Origin of the sequence: Gilliamella sp. W8136 (assembly GCF_016101285.1) — a bacterium.
In the GTDB taxonomy this organism is placed as follows: domain Bacteria; phylum Pseudomonadota; class Gammaproteobacteria; order Enterobacterales; family Orbaceae; genus Gilliamella; species Gilliamella apicola_N.
On record NZ_JACFQU010000016.1, the window covers coordinates 1 to 25,615 of the forward strand.

Sequence of the window (25,615 nt, forward strand, 5' to 3'; positions counted from 1 at the left end):
ATCACCTGAACAATATGAACAACAATATTACCAAAATGAAAAAATGATAGAGGTGGGCACTGTCTAATATTTTGGCGAGGATCAGGCAAAAATAGAAAGCGTTACAAAGATCTTACAGGATATTAAAAAATAAAGGAGCTATGAGAAAATTATTTTAGAGATATGAAATATAGAAATTAACTTTGAGACAGGTTTGAGAAATACTATCTATTTCAGTTTTATTTGATGTAATATGTAATTAAAATAAAAACTATTAACATATTGATATTCAGTTAAGAATGACTGTTTGATAGATGCTTATTCAAGCATGATGATATTATAAGAAAAAGGAATATATGATGGGGAAGAAATCTAGGTTAAAACGAGAAAAAAAACAAAAAAAACGTGTTAATAATATTCCGTTAAACAATATAGCACAATATGATGAATTACCAAGGTTCGTTAAATCTCGCATATCAGTTGAAGATAGCATCCCACGCTTAATATCTCTTTTTTCTCAATATTCATCTATAGATATATTTTTATCGTTGAGCATATCAGAATTGTGGTTACCAAACATTTCAAGTCAAGTCAAACATATATTTATGTTGAATTTATTTTTATCTATGCAAGAAGAGCAATTCACTTCAGCCTATAAAGTTGAAGATTATACTGATTTTGAACATTTACTAAATCAGATTTATTCAACTTTACCTTCTTTTCCTATGCTAGAAGATTATATCCCTGAACAAGATTGGGGTGAGATAAAGTATCATTATAAGGATAGTAACTATCAAATATTTTATGGTGGTACGATTGAGAGATTACCAGATTACATAAAAGCATTTGAACTAAAATATTCAGAATATCCAGCTAGTTGGGAACAAATGAAAAATGTTTTAGTGATGCATGATCATTTTTTCTCTCATTTCAATCACTCATGTATAAAAAATCATAAGAAAATAAATTGTATAGGTCATATTGAAATACCTACAAAAGAATTTTGGGTTGAGTGTAAAAAAGTTTTATTGGGTATGAGCCACATCTTAGAGCATTTGCAAATAAACAAAGAATTTGTCAAATCATGTGGAAATGTGAAAATAATTAGTAATCAAGACGAATTATCTAAGCTAATTATGACTGGAGTTGCTGTACCAGCTATTGCCGTTCAAATAGGTGGAAAACGTTATCCATTATCATTTAGAAATATGGTTAATGTAATTATTGAGTATTATGCCAAAAAAACGTTGACAGTTAATCTCGCAAATTCTATATGTGACTTTTTATCATATACAATGAATAATATTATTAATGAAACAGTTAAATTTTGCGACAGGGAAAAAGTATTGCCTTATACAATTTCTGGTATAGTGAAAGGGAAAAAAAAGATTTACTTTTTTATTACTTCAGATATTCATAAGCCTGATAATATTGATAAGCTGATTTATGATGTTTTTGTATTAATATCTAATGGTGAATGGGCATTATTATGTCCATCTAATAATGTATTGCAAATAAATAACAAGCATGGTGATTGCCCATCTATCAATAATATTAGAATTGTTATTATCGATTCTAATTTATCTACAAGTTATACTGATGTTGAATTACCAGAATTAAAAGAAATATTTCAATTTTTGCCGTTAACTGATTTTATTTCACTATTTGATTCGTTTGTAAATATAGATGAATTTGAAGAATTTATTTTATTTAAGGAAAAATACGAACGACAAATATTTTTTGGGTATAATTTTACCATAGATTTATTTTCCGCTTTTCGAAAGAGTTGTTCTGTATTAATTTCTGGAGCGATTGAACCTTCTCTAATTATGCTTGATCCTCATGGGGGATCAAACTGGCGATATGATGAATTAAAAAAATATTGGAAAGCTATGCCGCTAAGTTTTCCTACTTGTACTATGAAATGGTATCCTTATTCGCAATACCAAGGAAATATTGGTTTAATAGGCAAAGATAAACCATTTATTTCTTGGTCAACTCAAATAAATCATTCGACAATACATTTTTACACTGATTTTCAAAATTTAATCAAATATGATTCAATTAACGGTCGATTATTAGAACTATTTTTAGAGTGTATTTGTGATGCATTTTCCCAAAGAAAAGATATACTAAATAGTATTAGCTTTGGCGAGCTAAAAAAAATATCAGTAAAATGTGATATTGACTACGATAATATTATTTTTCAGAAAGATGACATTCGTCAGCCCAATAAACTTAGTCCATTATTAGATGAATTAAAAATTATTACCAAAAAAGAAACCTCAATAGAACTACTATTAAAGATTCAATTACCATTGTTCCAATACAAACTATGGTCCGCCACTGATGCAAGTGTTCAAGCTGAGCTATGTGATGAATTTTTTGATGTGCTTTCTCCTTTAATCAATATTGATTATCCTTTGAATATTAAAGAACAAATAAAATTAACTTCAACACAACCATTTAGAATAACATTATCCAAATTTGATAAAGGATTTGATACTCCAGAAAGAAAACCCATTATCCCTGAACCAAAACACTATTTATTAGCTCGAAAACATCTTGCTGAAATTGTTAAAGAGCAAGGTATATCAGAAGGACTATATCAATTAAATGTGGCTAAAGAAATCATCGACATAATTTCCGAGATTCAACGGAAAAAGGTACATAGCAAAATTTTGTGTTATGATCCCAAATCATTATGGTTATTTGCTATGAATGAATACGATGCTTACATTAGTGAAGATTATATTTTACAAAATAGAATGAAAATGAGTTTAAAGCATAAGGTAACTTATGATAGAGCAGAGAAATTAACTGAGGAAGATTCTGATTTTATTCAACAATCTCGAAATTATCGATATTTACTAGAATGTACATTGAGTTTAAGTTCCACAAACTTAATCATACCAACTAAAGAAGATATTCAACAATTATTAGCAGATATAGATTGGTTAATTGTTTTATACAAAACTAGTGATATTTTGCATTATAATATTGATGTTGGTGGTATAAGAATTAACAGTCACTACATTCCAGAAGTATTTTTTTCTGAAGATATCGCTGAAAAAGTAGAAATATTTTTTAAAGAGCAGGCTAATTATAAACTAGGCATAGATCTAACTGTTACTGATACAGTTGAAGCTAATATTTCTGACAAGATGCTTAAAGAATTAAATCGCTCTTTTATGAAAGATCTTGGATTTAATTATTTCACATTATTACATGTTTTAGAAATTCTTCAAAAATGGGCTAGATGCAATGAACTTAAACCAGAACTTACTTATTGTGCAACAATAGATAATATAATTACTATAATAAAAAAATTTATAGAATCAGAAAGTAATGACAAAGAACTTGAGAAAGCAATCAATTTTTTAATATTAAAACCAAATGAAATTCGTTTCCTATTAGGTCGCCAAGATGCCTGCTCTGATGTTCCTATTTTTGAACATAATAAAAGAGGGACTCATTATAATATAAAACCTTTAATAAAATCAGATGAAAATATTTATTGGGGAGCCGGAGCTGTAAATAGAGCCTTAACTATTTGGAAAAATAATATCATTAATGGCTATTTACCTGCGGATTTCAATTGGAAAAATGTTAATCAACAAGTACGAATTATAAAGGAAAGTATTGAAAAACAGTTAGAAATAAAATCGACTGAAATAGTGAAGAGATTCACATCTTATGTTGAACATGGTATTGACTTTAAAAGAAGATTTCCTAACGAGAAATTTGAAGATGTTGGTGATTTTGATACTTTAGCATACTTACCTGAAAAGAATATTTGGATAATGATTGAGTGTAAATACAATAAACCTTATTTTTGCATAAAAGATCTCAAAAGATTAAGAGAAACAATTTTTGGTCGTGAAGGAAAAGCAACTGATAAAGGGCAAATTGGAAAAGTTATCCGTAGATATGATTTTCTCGAAAGTAATTTGTATCATATTAAAAAACTACTTCAATGGGATGATTCTAACGAAGATAAACCTAGAATAATTAATCTATATGTAAGTAGAAATATTTATTGGTGGTTAAGAAATCCACCATATGAAACAAATATTGATTTTGTTCAAGTGGATGCATTAAATGAATGGTTAAAAAAGAACATGTAACCATCTATGCGCTTATAGCTACATTAGTTATAGTTATAGTTATAGTTAACTTTGAAACTGGGCTAGAATAAACCACCCGTGATAACGAGTGGTTATTGAATAGTTTTATTCAGGCATGAATTTTAAAAACTTCTTTTAAAATATGATAAACGTTAATAATATTTTTTTGCCACAAACAGCCGTAAAGACGGCTTTATAGCTATAATTTTAACCACAATCCTCTTAATTCCTTAAGTACCAATAATTTGAGCCCCTTTTATAGATACCAACTAAAATCGAATCAAAAAATACCCAGTTTTGCACCCAGTTTATTCCTTGATACCCAGTAAATTCAAAAGACAACAGTAGACAAACAAATCTCTTGAAAGCTTGAAAATAAAGGTTTTGTTGATTTTTGTTGAATAGTATAGAGTATGTGGTGCCAGTGGTCGGACTCGAACCGACACGCTTTTAAGGGCGGCGGATTTTGAATCCTGCAATCGTCTTTTAAAAAACAATAACTTAATTAAAAATCAATTAGTTAAAATTGTAATAAGTAACAATAAACACTAATATAAATCAGCTCTACCGCCATTTTACCGCCATTTATTTTATATTAGATAAAGGATTTAATGTGGTTGCTTCTTCTAGATGATCGGGAGCTAAGTGAGCGTATCGCATTGTGGTCTTAATATCTGTATGCCCAAGTATTTTTTGTAACACTAAAATATTACCACCGTTCATCATAAAATGGCTGGCAAAAGTATGACGCAATACATGCGTTAATTGCCCGCTCGGTAGCTCAATTTCAGCCCTTTCGATAGCTCTTTCAAAAGCACGCTCATGACTACCGCAAAATATTTTACTGTTATTTTTAGGTATTAGCTCGTATAGCTCTTTTGTGATTGGTACAGTTCGGTTGCGTCTCCCTTTCGTTTTTGTATAGGTTATCTTATAAGGTGTTATCTGTGATAATTTTAGGTTAGCTATTTCTGACCACCTCGCCCCTGTAGATAATCCAATTTTCACCATTAATAGCAGATTGCTAACGTTGCTATTAGTGCATTCATCTAGTAAGGATTTTATCTGTTCATTAGATAAAAAAGCCATTTCTGATTCATCAGTTTTAAACTGTTTGATATTTTCAACGGGATTCGGGCGATCCCACTCCCCTAACCTCGACAATTCATTAAACATAGCCCGAAGATAAACCAATTCAAGATTTAATGTACGTAATGATACGGTCTTAACTGAATCCGTTCTGTAAAGCTCACCATTCATGCGCTTTTTTCGATAGTCTGTAAAGGTTTTGGTAGTAAAATCGCTGGCTAGCGGATCGCTAGTTGACTGGCAAATAAACCCCAATATCTTTTTTACTCGCTCACCGTCTTTTAGTGTCTGCCCATGCGATTGGTACCAAGTATTAACTAATTCAGACAATCTCCGCCGATCCTGCTTTTCAGCAATCCACGGTTTTGTAGCAGCTTGTTCCTCTATATAACGTTCATAAGCAAGTGCTTCGCCTTTTGTTGCAAATGTTTTGCGAATGCGCCTACTACCCTCTAAATATCTTTCAAACAGCCATTTGCCCGTTTTGGGATCTTTGCGTACAGTCATTTTTAATGATATTAAAAAACCCACAAAAGTGGGCTTTATTTAATTGTTGATATCAAACTTATGCTGACAATTTACCAGTTGACTTAGATTTCTTTAAACCACAACAGACATCACCATGAAAAATAGTCTTCTCTGGATGTTTATCGACAAAATTAAGCAACACATCCAAAGCTTTACCCATTCGAATAAAAACCTCTTGAGTTTCAAACTTTACAGCTGTTGATAAATCTTGTTTTTTCATTTTGTAACCTCTGATGTATAAAATTATTTTAGCTTGCTTTCTAAGATAGACAAATCTACAATCATATTTTGCCGATTTTTGGGGTCACTATCAAAGCAAAAAGTCTTGTAATAATTAATTAAACTAATAGCATTATTGTCTACATCTATCAATCTAATACGCTCTATTTCTATCGAAGATGACATTAGAAAAGCCAAGGATAACACTAGAAACACCATTCTTCCCTTTAATTTGCAATTAACATCACTACGAGAAAATCGCTCTATACAATGAACATTAAATGTTTTTTCTTTTAAATCACACACACAAATTGAAGCACCTAAAAGAGCACTATTTGTGTTATCTCTAAATTTTACACAAAAATCGATTGCATTCTCTTCATTTGCATAAAGTGTAATAATGTTTTCCCAATTTAACAAGCTGTAACCACTTGCTAAGAATAGCCAATCATCATTATTAAATGGTCCAACAGCAACTTCCATATCTAATTTGTCAACAATCAATTGCAAATTACACAAAGCATTACTGTACACCTGACTTAGGTTAAGTGACATATTCTAATACCAATATGATTAAAGAGCATAAATATAACTTAACTACTATTAGGCTATATTAGTTTTATTTTCCTTTGATTATTAAATCACATTCCAGATATGCGATCAATATTAAAATCGCTTTATTGGATATTAATAACAGTCAATAAGGGTCAATATAAATATATATAAGCACAAATGGAAACTTTTCAAGCTATCGAACTAAATTACCTTTTAGTAACTGATACTCATCATCAGTAATAGCACCACTGCTTTTTAGTGCCGCAATTCGTTCTAGTTTTTCCAACGCCTCGCTTGATAGTTCAATTGATTTTTTTTCTGTTTTGATACCGTCGATGTTTGGCTCTCCCTCGCCCGTGCAAAGCCATTGAGGGTTTGCTCCTGTTTCCATTACGCATTTTAAAATTATATCAGCGGGCATAGTATTCCGTTGAATTCTGCTAGATAGAACACTAGGGCTTACCCCTAAAAAATTAGCCAACTCTTTTATTTTTTTAAACTTATAAACTTTTTTAATTCTGCTCATGACAGATTTACAGTCATCAAACTCTAACAATTTGATCTTCCTCTTTTTCAAAAAGATGCTTAATTATCATGTAAACACCAATAAAGTTTAATGAGACCTCTTAAAAATACTCCCTTTCAATAACTGATATTCATCATCAGTAATAGCACCGTTATTTTTTAATGCTGCAATTCGTTCTAGTTTTTCCAATGCTTCGCTTGATAGTTCAATTGATTTTTTTTCTGTTTTGATACTGTCGATGTTTGGCTCACCCTCGCCCGTGCAAAGCCAATACGGATTTGCTCCTGTTTCTAAAGCACACCTTAAAACATAATCGTAAGGGAAAGTATTTCTTTGCACCCTGCTAGCCATAACACCAGCACTAATACCCCATCTATCGCCTAATGCTTTGATCGTGTTTAGCCCGTAGCTTTTCACAATTCTTGAAATCACATTTTTACATTCATCATCAAAAAACATTTTTCTGCCCTTAAGATACATTAGCAAAATCATATTTTTCCCAAAACCACAATTAACTAGTCTTAAAAATACTGCCTTTTAATAATTGATATTCACTTTCAGTGATTAAATTATCCTTTTTTAGTGCTGCGATTCGTTCCAGTTTTTCTAAATCTTCGCTTGAAAGTTCAATAGATTTATTTTCTTTATTAATCCCCGCAATTTTTGAATCCCCTTCACCAGAACATAACCATTGAAGGTCTGCCCCTGTTTCCAGTGAACATTGAATTACGTATTCAGCGGGAAAAGAGTTTCTCAAAATTCTATTTGTTATCACGCTTGAACCAACATCAAAATGAGCACATAAAGCTTTAACTGTTTTTAATTTATAAGCTTGAACCATTCTGTTAACTACTTTTTTGCAATTGTCAAAATTAACCATTTAGAGACCTTTTAAAAAAAAACGCCAATTAATAACCAAATTGTGTTGACATAAACCAAAATGTGTCTTAGATTAAATAAAAACACATTTTGGTAATTATCAAGTACCAATAAGCATAAATAAACACTAATTAAAGGATTAAACACTATGACAGTCCAAATTGCAATAGCTATACCTGCCCCATTTGTCACGGCTCAGCAATTCGCCGATTTGGCAAAAATGCCAGTGGCAACGGTTAAAAATAAAATTCGACGCGGTGAGCTTCCTATCCGTAAGAAGATAAGCAACGCAGGATCAGCAAGTCGTGAAACACCACTAATAAACATGGTCGCCTTAACGTTAGAGGGCGCAGCCAGCTACAAAGGTAATCTAGTAGTCAACATTGAGGGAGCGGAACAATGAGCCACGCTATCTATTTGAGTCCGAAATCAGCAGGAATATCGACAGTAATTTATATCAATACCAATAAACACAACGCTAACGGCTGGGTCGAAAAACCAAACGGGAGCGTTATCAAATTAAATGGGTTAAATGGTGATGAAAATGGAAAACAAAGAAAACACCAATAATCATCGCAGCTTTTTGCGTGAGTTTCACCAAATCCTGAGCGGCAAACGGAGCTTAGCTAGAGCAGCATTTAATCGATTAAAACCCGGTCAAAAACGTTTGTTATTAGAGGCATCAGGCATAAAACAACCTACAACAATGATTTATAACCATGACGGTAGCCGATTTGCATGTACGTTGCCTGCGAATTATGACCATTTGTCAGATAAAGAGCTTGATAGTTTATCAATTGGTTTACGCAGACTGCAATCAATCATTAATGCGTTTGCACTTTGTGAACACGAAGATTTTAAAAAAGAACAAAAAGAATCAATAAAAAAGGTGGCATAAATGAATATTACTACATCTAAAACAGATGCATTAACAAATGCGTTAAGCCAAGCAAAAAATGAACTAAAAACCGGGTTATGTGATGTTTTTACAACTAAGCTTGTTCGACTGGCGGCTCATATACGCACAAATAATTTAAATACAAGCGAAGCCGCAGAACTTCTAGAAAACGAAGCGGAGACGATGCGCAATCAACATTATGAGGGCGTCTCCAATGCGTAATTTAGGCGATGTAGTCGATCGAGCAAATAACCTAACTCAACATGAGATTGACAGTCTCGTCGCGAACAGAAAAATTTATCATGGGCATTCGTCGAGTTATTGCTGTGAATGCGGTGAACCAATACCCGAAGCGCGCCGAGATGCTGTGCCTGGTGTCAGTTTATGCATCGACTGTCAGCGAATCAATGAAATGAGGCGTCGGCATGGGATCTAAAATTCCACACCACTTGCGCGACAGCCTACGCCAACAATTCAGCAAAACAGAATTTGATAAGGCAATTTTTGGCCAGAACTGGTTTTCACCAGTGCTAAAGCTAGATTCGTCACGCATTAAGAAAACGCCAAAAACCATTGTTCATGAAGAAGAGTCAAGGCTCTCCGAATAAAACGTGTTTATTTAACTAAATAAGCGGCTTACGCGGACACTTAACTTAAGGTTTAAGATGCACATGGAAAAATCATTTTTAAAATGGGTCGGTAGCAAAAATCGACTACTCCCTCAATTACTCCCTCACCTACCTGATGGAAAACGGTTCATTGAGCCGTTTGTTGGCGCGGGAAATGTTTTTATTAACACGAATTATGATAGCTACGTGCTGTGCGATAAAAATAACGATTTAATTAACGTTTATCAATGGTTACGGGATGACCTCGTCAGTTTATTAAATGAAACTAAATCACTATTTGATAGCCGGCCTGATTTTTACGATGTTAGAGAGCGGTTTAATAATTTCACCCCACTGTTGTCCGCACAACGTGCCGCTGAATTTATTTATTTAAATCGGCACTGTTTTAATGGAGTTTGTCGTTATAACTCAAAAGGCGAGTTTAATGTTCCCCTTGGTAAACATAAAAGTATTTATTTCCCGAAATCCGAATTAATTGCGTTTAGTAATAAATTGAATTCAGCGCATGTTGAATTAGTATGCTCCGATTTTTCCACAGTTATCGCAGGCGCTAGATTTGGCGATGTAATTTATTGCGATCCTCCGTACGTTTCCGGCAGTAAAAACGACATATTCACTGGCTACACTCCCGGTAAATTCGATTCAATAACCACAACGTTATTACACCAATTGCTGGTTTCGGCTGCTCGACGTGGTGCAACTGCAATTATCTCTAACAGCAACAATTCATTAATTAGAGAAATTTTTAATGATTTTGAGATCTACGAAATCGACGCACCAAGGTCGGTTGCGGCAAGCGGCAATCGTCAGCCAGCAAAAGAAATTATTGGCGTGTTAACGCCGGATATGCTTTAACAATCATCATCAAAATTGGGGAGGCGTAACTGTGTTCAATTATATATGTAAATATTTATTACGTGCTGCTAACTCTTTGAAGCGTTTAGTGATCGTTATGCAGCCGCCGAAATTGAAAAAAGGCAAAGGCAAAAATAAAACCGCACACACACCCACGGGCATAGCAAAAGCTCGCCGAGCGGCTAAAAAGATGCGTAATAAACAACGTAGCAAGTAACATGACCGCAATCACGCAAAATCTACCAACGCTAAACAACAGGGCTAAATCTGCCCTGCTTTTAGCTATGCGTGATTTTTACGATACCGTCGGCAAGTTTTTACCAACAAAACATATTCAGCCAAAATCGCAATACGCAACCAGTCGCAGACCACCCAAAGAATTGACTATTATTGAGCGCCCGCTTTGGGAGCAGATACCACATGAATATGATTATTTCCATTCATATTTTTGTGATACTCCACAGTTTATCGGTGGTTATTTTGCTCGCAAGTACGCAACGCTGTATCAAGAAAAAGGCTCAAAAGTTGCTAATACCTATTTACGCACTTGCGGGCTAATTCGTTGCACCGAGGTGCAGCAGCAATACGCAATAAATGCCGGAAAAAGCCTACTTGCGCAAGAATTCTATAAACAGCTATCGATATTACCAACTTTAGACAAAATAGACGTTGAAGAGCTTGCCGGAAAGATTGCCGACTATATGCACAATCTAATTATCAAATTTTTAGAAACCGACGAATTTAAGTTAAGTTGTGTGGGTGAAAATAGCCACGAATTAGTAATCTATAAATTTGCATTAGAGCAACTCAAGCCGTTAAAAATTACAGCGCCCTACTTTGCTGATTATAAAAAAGGTGAAATCAGTGAACAGCAAATTGTTATCGCCTTAGCAAAATTATCAGATGATAGCTGGTGGCAAAGCAAGTTAAAGCGACAATGGGCTTTTCAACGTGAACACTTGGCTATTGCTGCCGGACAAGTTCAGAAATCCGCAAGCCCATATGCCAGTCGCACATGCGTAGGTGAATGGAGAGAGCAAAAAAGGAAAAATCGGGAGTGGCTGAAAAATCAATGTATAGAAAATACTGAAACAGGTGAGCAATTTGAGCTTGTTTTACAAGTCGATAAATCAAACGCTAACCCTGCGATCCGCCGTTGCGAATTAATGGTTCGTATGCGCGGGTTTGAAGATATTGCGGATGAATTCGGCTACGAGGGGGCATTTATAACATTGACTGCACCATCAAAATATCACGCTGTACATGCCAAAGGTGGCTTTGTAAAAAACTGGAACGGCGGCACGCCACGGGACGCACAACGCTACTTATGCAAAGTGTGGGCAAAAATAAGAGCTAAACTAAACCGTGAGGGCATTAAAATCTTCGGCTTTAGAGTTGCCGAGCCGCACCACGACGGGACCCCGCACTGGCATATATTGGTTTTTATGCTCCCCGAAAATAAAGATAAAGTTCGTAACATTATGTATTCATACGCACTAGAAGAAGACGGCAGCGAACAAGGTGCGCAGTACGCCCGCTTTAAGTTTGAAAATATCGAAAAAGAGAAAGGCTCGGCAACGGGCTACATTGCTAAGTACATTTCTAAAAATATTGACGGTTATCAACTTGATAATGAGGTCGATGACGAAACAGGACAAAACTTAAAAGAGATGGCGAAGAACGTAACGGCTTGGGCTAGCCGTTGGGGTATTCGTCAATTCCAGCAAATCGGTGGCGCGCCGGTGACGGTTTGGCGTGAACTTCGTAGACTTGGCAGTCAAAAAGTCGAAAGCCCTGCAATCGACCCCGTGCTTGCGGCAGCAGACGCAGGCGACTGGGCGGCCTACACTCAATTACAAGGCGGCGCGATGGTACAGCGCAAAGATTTACGCGTTAGAATTTCGTACGAAGAAGCACAAAATCAATTTGAGGAAGACGTCAAAAAGATTAAGGGGGTATTTTCCCCAATCGTTGGCGCAGCCTCTTTTATTTGTACACGTCTGATCAATTGGGCGATCGTCTCTAAAAATAGGAGCGATAGCGACGCTCGGAGTTCTGTCAATAACTGTACGGAGGTTAAAAATTCACCAAAGCACGATCAGCGACAAAAAATTAAAAAAGAGCTAGAAAAACGGAAAATTATATTCAATACAAAACATATTGATGCAATTTTAGCGGGTAATCCGGTTAGTTTTAACGAAAACTTATGTGTAAAAATATTTGAAAATTATCTAGTTTATCTAAATTTGCCTTATTCTTCTAGCGATTGTGATTGTAAGTTATTAAAAAATCGTGGAAAAGTAAAAGTTGCAATAAATAAAGACCGAGAAAAATTATTAATAAAAACATCGGATCCCGAAGAAAATCTTAAAAATATGGAATATTTAAAAATATTGGATGAAATCATGGTAACAGCACCTAAAACTAAAATTGCCGATAAACCTAGATTATTGGTGAAAAAAGATAATTCAAAACCAAAAAAATCTGATGACCTATTAGATGAAATTTTTAAATATTTAGAAAAGAAAAATATTAAATTTAGTGATTGGCTCAAAAAACCAAATATTTTAGTCAACTATAAATAGGTGTAATGATGAAAAATAGAGATGCAAGAGAATATTTGAGAAGATTTAAAAACACATTGTTAAGGCGTTATATAGTAAGAGATGAACTTTCAAAAGGTGGCGACGATGTAACTTTTTTTACATATGATCGCAAATCCAAAAAAAGTAAATTAGTTAGATTTTTTTATTTTGCAGATACTCCAAACATTACAACTCAGAAAATACTTGATGATATGAAACATTTTAGAATAAAAGAAATCAGTCAACATACTAACATTCTAACTATAAATGAAATAAATGTATTTACTGATGTGATCGGCTTTGATTATATAGCGTTGGATGTTGATTATTTTGATTGTATTTCTTTAGAAAAAAGAACGCTTAAATATATCCCAATGCTTGAGCGTTACAGGATTATTTATTGTGTATTATCTGCTTTAATTCATTGCCATGAATATGGTCTTTTCCATCAAAATATCAGTCCTCACAACATATTCGTTTCAGAAAATGAAGTAAAGCTATCAGAGCCAAGCTCTTGGGCTATTCCGCTACATCGATGTTATTCATGTTATAACGAATTTTATGCACCAGAATCAAGACCAGGTTATATAGCAAATGCACAGACAGATATTTATTCAGTTGGAAAAGTATTTAAATATTTGAACTCAATAAATGGCGACAGTAATAGTATTACAGATAAAATTATCAAAAAAGCAACGGCATTGAATGCTGATGAAAGATTTAAAAGCGCAGACGAGTTTAAACAAGAAATATATAAACTAATGGAGGTAAGCCGATATTTATAAAAACAAAGCTAAACTTTGTAAAAATATTCAGGATTGTATACCGTTTGGATAAAACAGGATTAATACACATGTTGACAATAAAACTAAAACAGATATATAGTAAAAACGCACTAGCAAAATCTAGCGCCAAGTTTAGCAGCTTGCAACTTTATGGGGAGCATAACCGCTCAAAGCGGTATTTTTATGCTTAAAGCCTAGCTACGCCTTTTCAATGGTGGGCTAAGTGAGGGAGCCGAAAGGCTCGCCGTCTTCCCTGTAAAGCGGTCTGCTAACCTTGCTTAGTTCACCTCCAAATTTTAGCGGGTTTGGTTGTGATTCAATATACTTAATTTACAGGGTATTAATCATGAAAAACTTTAACCAACTTACAACAGTTGACACATCAGAAAATGTCATCATCCATCTAAATAATTTTGCAAAAATTGAACAAGCCGAAACCATAGCCCGTAATTGCATCAACGCACATTCAACCCCTGCCGATTTTATGGTTATAATTTGCTGTATTGCGGATTTATTGCATGCGGTAATTGAAAAATCTGAATAGAATTTCTTTACAAGGTTGTCTATTGATGACCTTGTATAAATAATTTACCACTCTATAATTGTTATGCAATTAAACAATTAAAATAATGATTATTGGAGTGTGTATGAAAAAATTAATTTTAAGTATAGCTATTTTTTTTATTCCTTTCTCTTTTGCAAATGAAGCAAAGCCTTATGAAATTATCTCAAAAAATGATACCTCATTTGCCAACAGACCTCGTGCTCAGATTTTTATTGTGGCTCCCGAAACAAAAACCTTGCAACAACGAATTGATACAGCAAAAATTGCCGCCACAGATTATTCTTCAAAAACAGGAGCTAAAGTTGTAACTGTTTTCTTAATGCCTTTTCCAGAAGCTAAAGGGACAGGCTATTATTTAGCACAAGCTTCTTATTGGAGTGATGGTTGTGGCAATTCAGGAACACAGTGCGATGATAAGATCTGGCAAATAAATTCAACTGATCAACAATTAAGTGATGAACAATTAAAAGTCGCCAAAGAATATTATGCTAACGCTGATTTCTATTCTAATTCTAAAAAATTTCTTGATAAAGATGGGTTACCTGATGAGAAGAAAATAATTAGACACATTACTAAAAAGCTTAAAATTAAAGCTAAAAATGTTGATTTTCCGTCATTATTTTTAGAACCAGTTGAATAAATTTTTTACCGGACACCTAACGGCATGAAAATGTAAAATTTAGAAAGAATGAATAAACTTAAAGCCCTTATATTCGGGCTTTTTCTATGGCGGGCTGAGTAAAGGAGGCGAAAAGCATCATCATTCATTTAATAGTCTGAAGTTATTGTTAGATTATTAACCAGTTTTTATATTTTCAATTTGCGCATAGAGGATTGGATTATAAAAACGGGAATTCGGAAAAGAATTACAAAGTTTATAATAACTAATAGATAATAAAAAGAAAATTATCACATATACAAAACTTACTTTGTCTTCAAAAAATAATTGAAAATAACAATAAATTGTATTTGCTCCTACTGAATCAATAACAAAAATTTCAAATATAGAAAAAATAAAAATCCCTACAATGAGATTTTGCAATTTATACTTATTTTTCAATTTTAAATCAAATTTTTCTGATTCTGTAAGATAGATATTCATTAAATAATCTGGAAATTTATCAAACTTTTTTACTATTTCACTATTTGATAACTGATGATATGAAACATATCCTTTACTTAACTTATAATCATTCGTTAAAGATGTTTTTTTTAAAAATTTCAAATCAATTTTGGTAATTAAATTACTCGCGATTATCTCTATAATTGGTAAAAGAAATATTGAAAATATTCCAAAAAGTGTAATTATGATGATTATATTAGCAAAACTGACATCTAATATATGCACTAGTGAATAACTAAATATTCCACTACCAGAAATATAAAATGAAATAACATCCACAAATAAGTAACAGTAAACAAAATTAGCTAGCCACATTGGTTGCCACGCTTTTTCTAAAAAACTATAAAAAGTATTTAAATCTACTTTTTGTGATAAATTCATAAGCAAACCTATATTAAATAGAAGAAAAGAGTGGACAATGCCACTCTTCAATACACGGTATCATTTGTTACCTTTAGCTTGTTCTAATACTGAACCAGCTAATGACTTCGTAGTCTTACTATATTTAGAGCTATTTAATACTTCGGAAGCCTTGACTGCCATCTTTTTTGACGTAGTTTTGTTTGGTGATACTTGTGACAAAACGCTTCCAGCCAAAGATTTTTGAATAGAACTTGATGTACTATTTTGTAATGTTTTAACTGCAATTTTAGTTGTTCTTGTCGAGCTAATATTTTTAGACATTTTGTATTATCCTATAATTAAATTAAATCATGCTGTTTTATCTGCAACCCAAATAGGAAAAGCTTTTAAGCCACACTGACTAGCATAAACCCTTTTCCCGCTTTTTGTTGTAATAAAAGATCTAAAAATTAAGGTATAACCTTCTCTTTTTTCTTTAGACATAATATGCCTCCTTTAAATTTCGCTATTGACGAAACTTAAGGAAGTATGAGACACTACAAAACGCCAATTAAGTATGTGTCTTTATCATACCCCCTAAGAAACCAACGATAGCGTTTTCGTTGGTTTTTTATTATTTGTTTTTATATTTCATCCATGATTCCGCTGCTGCCAAACTGACTCCAAATTTATTAGCGATCTCTTGTGCGTTCATATCATCAGTCACAAATATTTGATTAATTAAAAATGAAGCAGCAAAAACATCTGCTTGCCATTCTGAATCTTCATAAATTTTATGCTGATTACATGTACTTCTTGCAAATATTTCTTGCTCTTTATGCATTATTAAATGCCCTATTTCGTGAGCTATTGTAAATCTGGCTCTAGGATCGCCATCAAATGCATTATTATACACAGAATCTCTTACATAGATTTTTCCTTTATCCGGATGAGTATATGCATATTTCTGTTGAACTCGTTCATCATTATCTTCGAGTATAATTAACATGTCATTATGAATGAAAATCTCCATTAAACTAGCCATATTAATATACTCTTTAAATTCATACCCTAAAATTTTTCTTGCTTCATTTGCATAATCTTTTATTGTTTTACAGCTTTTTCCACTAACTCTTAACCCCAATTTTCTGATTCTACTTTCATTCATTATTTTTATTCTCCAAAACAGAATTAATTTTTTCTAAATCTTTTGAATCTAAATTATCAAGCATTCTCGCAAATTCAATGAATACATCTTTTTGTCTAGCATTGGCTGAATCTAAATTTACAGTAAAATGAGAACTAAATGATTCAACAGAATCCTTTAACTCTTTATAATCAGATTCAGATAATGCATAACTTTCTTTTAATTTGTGAAGAAAATCATTAGGAACAGCTCTTTTTCCTAATTCGATTGCGGACAAATAGGCTGAGCTAATACCTAAAGTTTCAGCCATTTTTCTAAGCGTTGTTCCGTGATCTATTCTAAGCTTTCTTATCAATTTACCTAATTTAGTCGCCATATCTTTATCCTCGTTAATACTTTTATTATAGTTATTATAGTTATTATAGTTATTATAGTTATTATAGTTATTATAGTTATTATAGTTATTATAGTTATTATAGTTATTATAGTTTGATTTATTTTTCTATACTAAATAGATTCAAACTCAATGTCAACACGTGTAAACAAAATTTATTTTTGTGAAATTAATTTAATCTTGTGCATGATAAATAACTCCTCATTTAAGGAAAATATATAAATTTTTTTACTGCACACCTATACTGCACGAAAACGCAAGTTATAAAAAGGATCACGGATCACTAAAGCCCTTATACTGGGGCTTCTTTTTTGATATTTGCAACTTTGCACAATTTTCCACACTTTTAGTGCGGGGGTGAGGTGGGGTCTCAATCGCGATATTTTAGTTATAACCATCATCAATCATCATCAAAAACATAATTTAAGATTGATTTTGTGCGTATAGGAGTGTTTAAAAATAAAATGCATATGATGTTATGGCTTTTGATTGCGTTTGATTGAGTGTTTTATATTTACTATATAAGCTATAGATAAGAAAAACCCCTTTTAAAGGGGTTTTTAAATAAATAAGAGTAACAGTAGAAAAGTGTTTACTGATTATAATCAAGTGAATATGGATTAAAACGTACAACTTCCTCTCCAAACCAGTCATTTAATTGTAAAAATCTATCTTGTAACGGTTTAATTTCATTGCGTGCAAATACCCTCGTCGCTTTCTCTGGATCGCCAAACCCACCTGTATTTTTTGGAGTAATACCCATTAATGAGGGAGGTACTCGATGCGCAGTCAGTATGTCGTCTTGACTAACCGATTTTATATCAGAAAAATTATCTTTTGCCGCCACCTCTCCGACTGGAATTAATTTCAGTCCATCTGGTTTGCCATTTGGCGCATACATTAATAAATTACGAAAATTACCGGGACCGCGGCTATTTTGTAGAGCTTTTTTTAGTTCTTCAATATCTTTTTCATTATGCGATGGATTTGATAAATATAAAATAAATCCTGCATGCGAACCATTTTTATAATACCGTTGCCTAAATACTGTAGCTAGACTATCCAACCAAATCGAATTAATAGCCGCTAAATATTCAGGTAAGCCATAAATTTCTTGATTGATATCAGGCGCTAGCATATGCCATATTGAACCTTTTTTAAATTCGTGATCCTCAAAATTTCGATCTATGTACCAATATTGGCCTGATTCAACGCCTCGTCGGGTATATTTTGCCAACGTTGGCTTTAACCCGTCAATTTGCCTCATCATGTTCGCGCGTTTTTCTAAATAACAATTCCCTAAAATTAAATAATCATTTGCTATTCGTTCAAATGATTGGCGAGATAGATACTTATGAGGAATAAACGTACTCGTTAAAATATTTCTTTTAACATAAATCGGACTACTATGATATGAAGATGAACTAAAAGTATTTGCTAACGTATTAAAATTAATCGGTGGCTCGTACCATTTCCCGTATTCTGTACATTGTAAATAATTAAGAAAATCCCGCGAATCAGTAAGTGGCTCGCGCTCTCCGAAAGTAAAAACTTCTATTTTTTCATTATTTGTTAATTCTGTCATTATTAATATACTCCAATAAATCCGCTGCTACTGTTAGCTCCGCCAATACTCTCCAGCGGCTCGTTATAAATTGCATGCATAGTCGCCCATGCGATATCTGCGTGTGATATATCATCATTTCGATCTGCTACATATGTGATAAACCGTTGACTTGCTGTTAATGTTTTACGAATCGCCATAAATGCCTGCGCGAGATCTGTCCATCCAGCATCAAATTCTAATCTCTGTCGTCTTAGCACATCTTGCATTTTTAAAATCAGTCTCTGTTTTATTTCAATTGAATATTTAAATGCCACTGCTGCTGGGTAAAACTGTTTAACTAATTGATAAACACCCTCCCCTAGCCCAGTGGCATCGATTCCTATGTATGTTACGTTATATCTTTCTGTCATTTTGCGAATAGCCTCGGCCTGTGCTGCAAAGTCCATGCCCGTCCATTGATGCTTTTCTACTATTCTAAATTTACCCCCCTCAACTAATGGAGGTGCTACTACAACACACCCAGCACTATCACCTGTGTGCGATGGGTCGTATCCTATCCACACGGGTCTGTCGCCTAAAGGTCTTAAGGCAAACGGTTTATAATCATTCCATACATCCCACGAATCAACCATACATGGCTGTAGACTTGATAGCGGGAAAACGGATGCAGAATCATCAATAAATTGACATAAAAATAAATTTGAAAACTCATCAGGGCTATATTCAAGCCTAAGTTGATTTATATCGAACAAGTCAAAGCCTAATCTCTCGGCATCTTCAATTGTAACGATTTGACGCCATTGTCCATCAGCACAAACCGCCCCATTTTTTAATGCTTTATGTGATACATCAATGTTGATTTGCTCTTCTTTTCGCCGCCCTTTATTAAATAACTGTCCCGTCCAAAACTTGTATGCCTCATGAGTTATACTTGATGGTGTTGATAAATAGGTTTGTCTCCATCGCTTTTGACTGGCCATTGCTGATGCAACTTTTCTAAACTCTAAAAAGCGACTAATCCAGAAGTACTCATCAAGATATACATTGCCATGGTAAGATTGAGCGGTTTTGGAGTTCGTCCCCAAAAATCTTATACGAGCATCGTTATGTGGAAAGTGAATTACATCACCTTTTAGATCCATGTCGATGCCGTGGAAAAAATCAACAATATACTGGCGAGACTGGAACGCTTGAGCTTTTGATGCCGATAAATATATTTGATCTCTCCCTGTGTTAACCGCATCAATCGCCCCCTCATGTGAGAAATACATAGTAGCACCGATCTGTCTTGATTTATTTATGTTTCTTATTCGATGATTAATGCCAGCTCGATACCAAATTCGCTGATGTTCATATAAACCCTCATTAAATAACTCATTCAGTTTTTCTATCTGCGCATCAGTTAACAAATTGGTTTTAGGTTTTTGTTTAGGTGCTGAATTACGATTAGCTATGTTGGGATTAAGATCGGTTTCGTTGCCTCCATTTTTGTACTTTTCTATTCGTGCTGTACGCTCTAACTGTCTACTGAGCAGATCGATCTCTTTAAAGTCTTTGCCCTCTTTATTCGGTTTTATTACCAAATGAATCAGTTGGGCTTCCAGTACGCCGTTAACTCGTTCTAAAGGTGTTGAATCATCCCACCTGTCGCGTCTTTTCCAGCTATAAATTGTGTTTACATTTTCGTCCAAAAGTTCGGCAATCCGAGCGATACGATACCCAGCCCAATATAGTGATCTGGCTGATTTTCTTGGTTCTGTATTATCACTGATTAAATGATCTAATAATTTAACGTTTTGCATGCGCCCTCCCATCCCGTCAATTTACCTTTCGGTCTCCATTTTTTATGCATGCGCAAATTGTGGTTTTAATTTTCACAACTCGGTGGAATTGCTCTCTTTTCGTTGTCAATCCAACATAAGCAAGACGATCAGCATATAAGCTAAGGATTACGACAATGACATTAGAAGTTAATAAATCAAAAAAATACAAATCGAAATGGTTTCGTATCGCTGTTGAAGGTGCTACAACAGACGGACGCAAGATACTAAGAGAATGGATCTCGCAAATGGCTCAGAATTATAATCGCGACGTTTATGGTGCTCGTGTTAATTTAGAGCATATAAAAGGTTATTCACCTGATAGCCTGTTTAAACGTTATGGCGACGTGTTAGCACTAAAGGCGGAAGAAATAAAAACGGGGCCGCTGGCTGGAAAACTCGCATTATTTGCACAAATTGAGCCCACTGATGAATTAATTCAACTCAATAAAACACGTCAAAAAGTTTATTCATCAATTGAAGTCAACCCTGAATTCGCAGACACGGGAGAGGCATATCTTGTTGGGCTTGCAGTAACCGACGATCCCGCAAGTTTGGGCACTGAATTTTTGGAGTTTAGTGCAACCGCAAACATTAATCCATTGGCCAGCCGAAAGCTTTCACCAAATAATTTATTTACAGCAGCAGAAGAAACATTGATCGAGCTTGAAGATGACACAATAGCAGATAAATCTTTTAGTTCAATATTGGAACGTATCACGAATTTATTTAAAAATAAATCTGCCGTTGACTCAGCAAAATTTAATCAGCTAGCCGAGATTATTGAACAATTCGCGTCATCAACAGTAAACCGAGTAACTCAACTTGAAAATCAAGTTAATTTATTAAAAACAGAATTTACTTCAGTAAAAAAACAAAATGATGAATTAATTGAATTATTGAGTGAAATGCCTGATTCGCCACATCGTCCAGTTTCATCCGGTGGTCCGACCAGTATAGAAACTGACTGCTAAAAATTGGTAAATCAAACAATTAATAAAAATTAACAGAATTAGGAAATTATAACAATGCGAAATGATACAAGAATTAAATTCAATGGTTTTAAAAAAAGAATCGCACAACTTAATGGGGTCGACGATGTGAGTGTAAGCTTCACAGTTGAGCCATCAGTTAGCCAGAAATTAGAAGAGCGGGTACAGCAATCCTCAGAATTTTTAAGTAAAATTAACGTCAAATCTGTTGACGCTCAAGAGGGAGAAAAAATCGGGATTGGCGTATCGGGTACAACCGCCAGCACCACAGATACTACATCAACAGAACGGGTTCCACACGACATTTCAGATCTAAATAAATTTCGATATCGTTGTGAGCAAACCAATTATGATACATCTATTCGTTACTCTAAGTTAGATGCATGGAGACATGATCCAGCATTCCAGACAATATTACGTGATGCATTAAATAAACAAAAAGCAATTGACCGTATTATGATTGGGTTTAACGGTATTAAGAGAGCGAAAACTTCCGATAAAACGCAAAACAGTTTGCTGCAAGATGTAAATAAGGGATGGTTGCAACACTACCGCGAAGATGCTCCCAAGCAAGTTATGAAAGGAGGAAAGATAGACGGTGAAATAACAATAGGTGAAAATGAATGTGATTACAAAAACCTTGATGCCTTGGTTTTTGATGCTGTTGAAACACTCATTAATCCAGTTTTTAGCGAGGACACTGATTTGGTAGTCCTTTGTGGTCGGGGGATGTTACATGAAAAATATTTCCCAATCGTTAATGGGGCAGATAAAAACACCGAAAAAGTAGCGGGACGTCTACTATTAGCGAACAAATCACTTGGCGAACTTCCTGCATATCGTGTACCTCATTTTCCTAAAGGAACGATGCTAATCACGAAATTTAGTAACTTGTCTATTTATATTCAGAAAGGCACCGCACGCCGCCAAATAGTTGATAACTCAAAACGCGATCGAATTGAGGACTATCAATCAACTAACGAGGCATTTGTTGTTGAAAACTATGAGGCAGGTTGTTTAATTGAAAATATCAAAATCAAAGATAAGGAATAAAGATGTTATCACCAGCTCAAATGGCCTTACAAAGATACTACGCTCAGCAAGAGCGTAGCGCTGATGATTTAGCAACAACTAACGCATATGAAATGATGTTAGTAAAGCTAAATAATGATCGCGCTCAACTAAAAAAAATTGAATCGAAAGAATCAAAAATTGCGCTAAAAAGAAAGCTCATTCCAGATTATATCGAGTGGATTAATGGCGTTTTAACATCGAATAATTCACAACAAGATGATGTATTCATGCGGATTTTGGTTTGGATGATTGATACAAAACAATTTGAGCGAGCATTCCCGCTGGCCGAGCATGCGATAAAACATAATTGGGTAACACCTGATGAATATAAGCGCAAAACGGCAACGCTAATTACTGAAGAACTGGCTAACACTGTTTTGGCGGATATTAGCAATAAACAACCAGTGGATACAGGCGTATTGTTTAAGTTCGCTGATTTGGTCGCAGACAAAGATATGTTTGATGAGGTGCGAGCAAAATTAAATAAAGCAATTGGTTACGCATTAAAAGAAACTGATCCAGAAAAAGCACTAAGTTATTTAACTCGCGCGTTAGAATTGGATGAAAATTCAGGCGTGAAAACAGTTATTAAAGAATTAGAAAAGGCCTTAAACAAGACCGATTCTTAACAGAGTGGACCCTCACACCGGGCGGCACCAATTTAAAAAATTTATCAATATTTTGCGAATTGGTTCACCGCCTATTATAAGGTTTGTTATGAATGATTTTATTGCAATATCTAAAGCGAACGAAGCCGACGAATCTAAAATCAGTAATATTTCGTTTTTCCCCGCTATTGATATTAATGACGTTAGAAAAACTCAGCGGTTAGACGGAACCGTCACAACTGAGCGATTAAAAACAGCAATTGCCAGTGCAATTATTGCAGTAAATGACGACTTATATAACTGGCGGCTAACAAAGCAATCGGCAGGGATTACATCAATTAACAATTTAAATGACGAGCAAATTAATGGTGAATCAAAATATTTAATTTTATACAAGCATGCGGTTTATTCGTGGGCAAATGCGTTATTGAATGAACAGTATATTAATTTTGATGCAACCGCAAAAGCCAAAGGTGAGATTGAACCTAACATCGAAAGCGTGGGCAACTTATACCGCAATGCGCGTTATGCAATACGTGACATATTGGGTAAATCACGGTCAACGATGGAGCTGATTTAATGATTGTCTACACCATGCAAAATGAAACCATTGATGCACTGGCATATCGTGTTTTTGGTAGAACTACTGGCATTGTCGAAATCATTTACAACAACAACCCTATGCTGTGTGAATTGCCGGCAATTTTGCCGATGGGAACCGCTGTTAACGTGCCAGAAGATGCGCCTGAACCACAAAAAAAACTAATTAATTTATGGGATTAATTGAATGACAGAACCTACAACTACAACATTCACAGCCGTAATCAGTGCGTTTTCAATTTCGGTGATTTATCCAAACATTGAAAATGGAATTATTTTAGGAGCATTGTGTGGATCGATTTTGCTGGTAATCAGTGATGAGCGGATCTCTGTGTTACGCAAAATTATCTTGTTTTTCATATCATTTGCAATGGGAATGCTGCTGGCTGAATTGACGCTGTATTTACTATTGCCGTTTTTCCCATCAAACATACAAGCAAAAGTACCGATCGGGCTGGGTGCGTTAGTCGCCTCAGCTGTTAGCGTTAAATTGCTAATTTGGATAATAAAAATGTTTGATGATCCGTCAAGTTTATTTGATAAATTCAACAAAAGGGGGAAATCATGACAACCCTGAACGCCGTTTTATGTTTTCTGATTGCTGTTCGGTTATTTACGTTTGATAGAAAAAATTGCAAATATAATGCAAAAATAAGTTGGCTTGCATGGTTAATGATAACGTCAAGCGCATCTGTTTTCATATTTTCGTTTTTTGATTTTCCCCATCGCGCACACTATGCGCAAACCATTATGAACATGACGCTATTAATATGTTTTATAAAGAGCAAAGGAAACATGGCGATATTGTGTCGGAAAAAGAGAGGCAGACAAAGTGATAACAAATGAACAATTACAAAATATCGCAATTAAGCTTGATGTAGAGCCAGCAATAATTCATGCGGTGACTAAAATTGAGGCTAAATCATCCGGATTTAAAAATGGCCTACCAGTAATTTTATTTGAACGGCATATTTTTTACCGTCAATTAAAAAAGAATGGATTTAACGTTGAGCAACTGGCTAAAACTTATCCCGATTTAATCAATTCCTCTTCAGGCGGCTATCTTGGCGGAAATCGTGAAAACTATAGGCTAACACTGGCAAAACAAATCGACACTAAGTCAGCAATTGAAAGTGCGAGCTGGGGCCTATTTCAAATAATGGGGTTTCACTGGCAATTATTAGGCTATGAATCAGCAATACAGTTTGAAGAACTAATGACAGAAAGCGAAGAAATGCAACTCGATGCGTTTTACCGTTTCGTTGCCCATAAATCAAATAGTAAATTATTACAAGCGATGAAAGATAAAGATTTTTCAGTCTTTGCCAGACTTTACAATGGCCCGGCGTACAAAAAAAATAGTTATGATCTAAAACTAAAAGAGGCGTATGAAAGTTATGCTAAAAAGTAAGGCTGTTGCTTTGTTAAGTGGTTTTATTCCTCATTTTATTAAATTTGCTCCCTGGTTATTACTTTTCGTATCAATTATATTTTTATGTCAATTAACAACTAAAAATAAACAATTAAATGTTGATAACGAAACATTAAGAGAGGACAAAGAGGAGCTGATCGGAATCATTGATTATAAAAATAATCAACTTATCGAGCTTGACGAGCTACATAGAAACAATGAACAACAATTAATAAATCAAAGAAATCAACTACAAACTGCTGATATATTAAATCGTCAATATAAAAAAGAATTGGAGCAACTTATAAATGAAAATGA

34 protein-coding genes are annotated in these 25,615 nt (G+C 34.3%); 21 read left to right on the forward strand and 13 right to left on the reverse strand.

From position 1 onward, the window contains the following. The first annotated feature begins 338 nt into the window (after positions 1 to 338). The gene (locus tag H3T96_RS11220; RefSeq protein WP_039128698.1) at positions 339 to 4,106 is read left to right on the forward strand and encodes a hypothetical protein; all 3,768 of its coding nucleotides are present in this window, start codon (positions 339 to 341) and stop codon (positions 4,104 to 4,106) included. 585 nt (positions 4,107 to 4,691) lie between these two features. On the opposite strand, the gene H3T96_RS11225 is transcribed toward H3T96_RS11220, so the two are convergent. The 6 genes from H3T96_RS11225 to H3T96_RS11250 form a co-directional block, all read right to left on the reverse strand. Next, positions 4,692 to 5,702, reverse strand: a complete 1,011-nt coding sequence (locus H3T96_RS11225) for a tyrosine-type recombinase/integrase (protein ID WP_198248656.1) — start codon at positions 5,700 to 5,702, stop codon at positions 4,692 to 4,694. Positions 5,703 to 5,760: 58 nt separating this feature from the next. After that, positions 5,761 to 5,943, reverse strand: a complete 183-nt coding sequence (locus tag H3T96_RS11230) for a hypothetical protein (protein ID WP_086327000.1) — start codon at positions 5,941 to 5,943, stop codon at positions 5,761 to 5,763. Positions 5,944 to 5,966: 23 nt separating this feature from the next. Then, on the reverse strand, positions 5,967 to 6,497 hold the full coding sequence (locus tag H3T96_RS11235) for a hypothetical protein (RefSeq protein WP_144092679.1): 531 nt from the start codon (positions 6,495 to 6,497) through the stop codon (positions 5,967 to 5,969). A gap of 193 nt (positions 6,498 to 6,690) precedes the next feature. Then, positions 6,691 to 7,023: a helix-turn-helix domain-containing protein gene (locus H3T96_RS11240; RefSeq protein WP_144092681.1), complete on the reverse strand. Its 333-nt coding sequence runs from the start codon at positions 7,021 to 7,023 to the stop codon at positions 6,691 to 6,693. Positions 7,024 to 7,110: 87 nt separating this feature from the next. Next, the gene (locus tag H3T96_RS11245; RefSeq protein ID WP_186279272.1) at positions 7,111 to 7,503 is read right to left on the reverse strand and encodes a helix-turn-helix transcriptional regulator; all 393 of its coding nucleotides are present in this window, start codon (positions 7,501 to 7,503) and stop codon (positions 7,111 to 7,113) included. A 31-nt stretch (positions 7,504 to 7,534) separates the two neighbouring features. After that, complete coding sequence (locus H3T96_RS11250) at positions 7,535 to 7,903, reverse strand: helix-turn-helix transcriptional regulator (protein WP_144092685.1); 369 nt, start codon at positions 7,901 to 7,903, stop codon at positions 7,535 to 7,537. A 147-nt stretch (positions 7,904 to 8,050) separates the two neighbouring features. Here H3T96_RS11250 and H3T96_RS11255 point away from each other — a divergent pair, with 147 nt between their 5' ends. From H3T96_RS11255 to H3T96_RS11310, 12 genes are all read left to right on the forward strand, one after another. After that, on the forward strand, positions 8,051 to 8,305 hold the full coding sequence (locus H3T96_RS11255; protein WP_144092687.1) for a helix-turn-helix domain-containing protein: 255 nt from the start codon (positions 8,051 to 8,053) through the stop codon (positions 8,303 to 8,305). Beyond that, positions 8,302 to 8,472, forward strand: a complete 171-nt coding sequence (locus H3T96_RS11260) for a hypothetical protein (protein WP_186279273.1) — start codon at positions 8,302 to 8,304, stop codon at positions 8,470 to 8,472. Before H3T96_RS11255 ends, H3T96_RS11260 begins: the two co-directional genes overlap by 4 nt. Continuing rightward, complete coding sequence (locus H3T96_RS11265) at positions 8,447 to 8,800, forward strand: hypothetical protein (protein WP_144092689.1); 354 nt, start codon at positions 8,447 to 8,449, stop codon at positions 8,798 to 8,800. Before H3T96_RS11260 ends, H3T96_RS11265 begins: the two co-directional genes overlap by 26 nt. Continuing rightward, a complete protein-coding gene (locus tag H3T96_RS11270) occupies positions 8,801 to 9,022 on the forward strand; it encodes a DUF2732 family protein (RefSeq protein WP_144092691.1) in 222 nt (73 codons plus the stop codon). It abuts the gene before it with no gap. Beyond that, positions 9,015 to 9,236 (forward strand): TraR/DksA C4-type zinc finger protein, encoded by a 222-nt coding sequence (locus tag H3T96_RS11275; RefSeq protein WP_144092693.1) that lies wholly within the window; start codon positions 9,015 to 9,017, stop codon positions 9,234 to 9,236. Before H3T96_RS11270 ends, H3T96_RS11275 begins: the two co-directional genes overlap by 8 nt. After that, positions 9,226 to 9,408, forward strand: a complete 183-nt coding sequence (locus tag H3T96_RS11280) for a hypothetical protein (RefSeq protein ID WP_144092695.1) — start codon at positions 9,226 to 9,228, stop codon at positions 9,406 to 9,408. The genes H3T96_RS11275 and H3T96_RS11280 overlap by 11 nt, the downstream gene beginning before the upstream one ends. Positions 9,409 to 9,471: 63 nt before the next feature. Next, entirely contained in the window at positions 9,472 to 10,284 is an 813-nt protein-coding gene (locus H3T96_RS11285; RefSeq protein ID WP_186279274.1) for a Dam family site-specific DNA-(adenine-N6)-methyltransferase, read from the forward strand. A gap of 31 nt (positions 10,285 to 10,315) precedes the next feature. Beyond that, complete coding sequence (locus H3T96_RS11290) at positions 10,316 to 10,501, forward strand: hypothetical protein (protein WP_144092700.1); 186 nt, start codon at positions 10,316 to 10,318, stop codon at positions 10,499 to 10,501. Position 10,502: 1 nt separating this feature from the next. Further along, a complete protein-coding gene (locus tag H3T96_RS11295) occupies positions 10,503 to 12,869 on the forward strand; it encodes a replication endonuclease (RefSeq protein ID WP_144092702.1) in 2,367 nt (788 codons plus the stop codon). Between the two features lie 8 nt (positions 12,870 to 12,877). Further along, positions 12,878 to 13,654, forward strand: coding sequence for a hypothetical protein (locus H3T96_RS11300; RefSeq protein WP_186279275.1), 777 nt, complete (start codon positions 12,878 to 12,880; stop codon positions 13,652 to 13,654). 346 nt (positions 13,655 to 14,000) lie between these two features. After that, on the forward strand, positions 14,001 to 14,198 hold the full coding sequence (locus H3T96_RS11305) for a hypothetical protein (RefSeq protein ID WP_144092706.1): 198 nt from the start codon (positions 14,001 to 14,003) through the stop codon (positions 14,196 to 14,198). Positions 14,199 to 14,301: 103 nt separating this feature from the next. Continuing rightward, on the forward strand, positions 14,302 to 14,859 hold the full coding sequence (locus H3T96_RS11310; RefSeq protein WP_086365879.1) for a hypothetical protein: 558 nt from the start codon (positions 14,302 to 14,304) through the stop codon (positions 14,857 to 14,859). Between the two features lie 156 nt (positions 14,860 to 15,015). Here the strand turns inward: H3T96_RS11310 and H3T96_RS11315 are convergent, their stop codons facing one another. From H3T96_RS11315 to H3T96_RS11340, 7 genes are all read right to left on the reverse strand, one after another. After that, a complete protein-coding gene (locus H3T96_RS11315) occupies positions 15,016 to 15,723 on the reverse strand; it encodes a hypothetical protein (protein WP_144092708.1) in 708 nt (235 codons plus the stop codon). A 60-nt stretch (positions 15,724 to 15,783) separates the two neighbouring features. Then, a complete protein-coding gene (locus H3T96_RS11320; RefSeq protein ID WP_144092710.1) occupies positions 15,784 to 16,026 on the reverse strand; it encodes a hypothetical protein in 243 nt (80 codons plus the stop codon). A gap of 27 nt (positions 16,027 to 16,053) precedes the next feature. Next, positions 16,054 to 16,188 (reverse strand): hypothetical protein, encoded by a 135-nt coding sequence (locus H3T96_RS14860; protein ID WP_255519020.1) that lies wholly within the window; start codon positions 16,186 to 16,188, stop codon positions 16,054 to 16,056. A gap of 130 nt (positions 16,189 to 16,318) precedes the next feature. Further along, complete coding sequence (locus H3T96_RS11325; RefSeq protein ID WP_144092712.1) at positions 16,319 to 16,852, reverse strand: ImmA/IrrE family metallo-endopeptidase; 534 nt, start codon at positions 16,850 to 16,852, stop codon at positions 16,319 to 16,321. Continuing rightward, positions 16,845 to 17,207: a helix-turn-helix domain-containing protein gene (locus tag H3T96_RS11330; RefSeq protein WP_065579630.1), complete on the reverse strand. Its 363-nt coding sequence runs from the start codon at positions 17,205 to 17,207 to the stop codon at positions 16,845 to 16,847. Before H3T96_RS11330 ends, H3T96_RS11325 begins: the two co-directional genes overlap by 8 nt. A gap of 610 nt (positions 17,208 to 17,817) precedes the next feature. After that, positions 17,818 to 18,810 carry a phage portal protein gene (locus tag H3T96_RS11335; RefSeq protein WP_144092714.1) on the reverse strand — a complete coding sequence of 331 codons (993 nt, stop codon included), beginning with the start codon at positions 18,808 to 18,810 and terminating at the stop codon, positions 17,818 to 17,820. 2 nt (positions 18,811 to 18,812) lie between these two features. Continuing rightward, entirely contained in the window at positions 18,813 to 20,594 is a 1,782-nt protein-coding gene (locus H3T96_RS11340; protein WP_144092716.1) for a terminase large subunit domain-containing protein, read from the reverse strand. Between the two features lie 155 nt (positions 20,595 to 20,749). Between H3T96_RS11340 and H3T96_RS11345 the strand changes: the two genes are divergently transcribed. The 8 genes from H3T96_RS11345 (at position 20,750) to H3T96_RS11380 (ending at position 25,297) form a co-directional block, all read left to right on the forward strand. Next, positions 20,750 to 21,586 (forward strand): GPO family capsid scaffolding protein, encoded by an 837-nt coding sequence (locus H3T96_RS11345; protein ID WP_144092718.1) that lies wholly within the window; start codon positions 20,750 to 20,752, stop codon positions 21,584 to 21,586. A gap of 54 nt (positions 21,587 to 21,640) precedes the next feature. Further along, positions 21,641 to 22,657 (forward strand): phage major capsid protein, P2 family, encoded by a 1,017-nt coding sequence (locus H3T96_RS11350; RefSeq protein WP_144092720.1) that lies wholly within the window; start codon positions 21,641 to 21,643, stop codon positions 22,655 to 22,657. Positions 22,658 to 22,659: 2 nt separating this feature from the next. Beyond that, entirely contained in the window at positions 22,660 to 23,307 is a 648-nt protein-coding gene (gene gpM / locus H3T96_RS11355) for a phage terminase small subunit (RefSeq protein ID WP_144092722.1), read from the forward strand. Between the two features lie 88 nt (positions 23,308 to 23,395). Continuing rightward, the gene (locus tag H3T96_RS11360) at positions 23,396 to 23,866 is read left to right on the forward strand and encodes a head completion/stabilization protein (RefSeq protein WP_144092724.1); all 471 of its coding nucleotides are present in this window, start codon (positions 23,396 to 23,398) and stop codon (positions 23,864 to 23,866) included. Further along, complete coding sequence (locus H3T96_RS11365) at positions 23,866 to 24,069, forward strand: tail protein X (protein WP_144092726.1); 204 nt, start codon at positions 23,866 to 23,868, stop codon at positions 24,067 to 24,069. The genes H3T96_RS11360 and H3T96_RS11365 overlap by 1 nt, the downstream gene beginning before the upstream one ends. 4 nt (positions 24,070 to 24,073) lie before the next feature. Next, positions 24,074 to 24,454, forward strand: coding sequence for a putative holin (locus H3T96_RS11370; RefSeq protein WP_144092728.1), 381 nt, complete (start codon positions 24,074 to 24,076; stop codon positions 24,452 to 24,454). After that, complete coding sequence (locus tag H3T96_RS15110) at positions 24,451 to 24,732, forward strand: phage holin family protein (protein WP_144092730.1); 282 nt, start codon at positions 24,451 to 24,453, stop codon at positions 24,730 to 24,732. The genes H3T96_RS11370 and H3T96_RS15110 overlap by 4 nt, the downstream gene beginning before the upstream one ends. After that, positions 24,719 to 25,297: an N-acetylmuramidase family protein gene (locus H3T96_RS11380; protein ID WP_144092732.1), complete on the forward strand. Its 579-nt coding sequence runs from the start codon at positions 24,719 to 24,721 to the stop codon at positions 25,295 to 25,297. Before H3T96_RS15110 ends, H3T96_RS11380 begins: the two co-directional genes overlap by 14 nt. Positions 25,298 to 25,615: the final 318 nt, after the last annotated feature.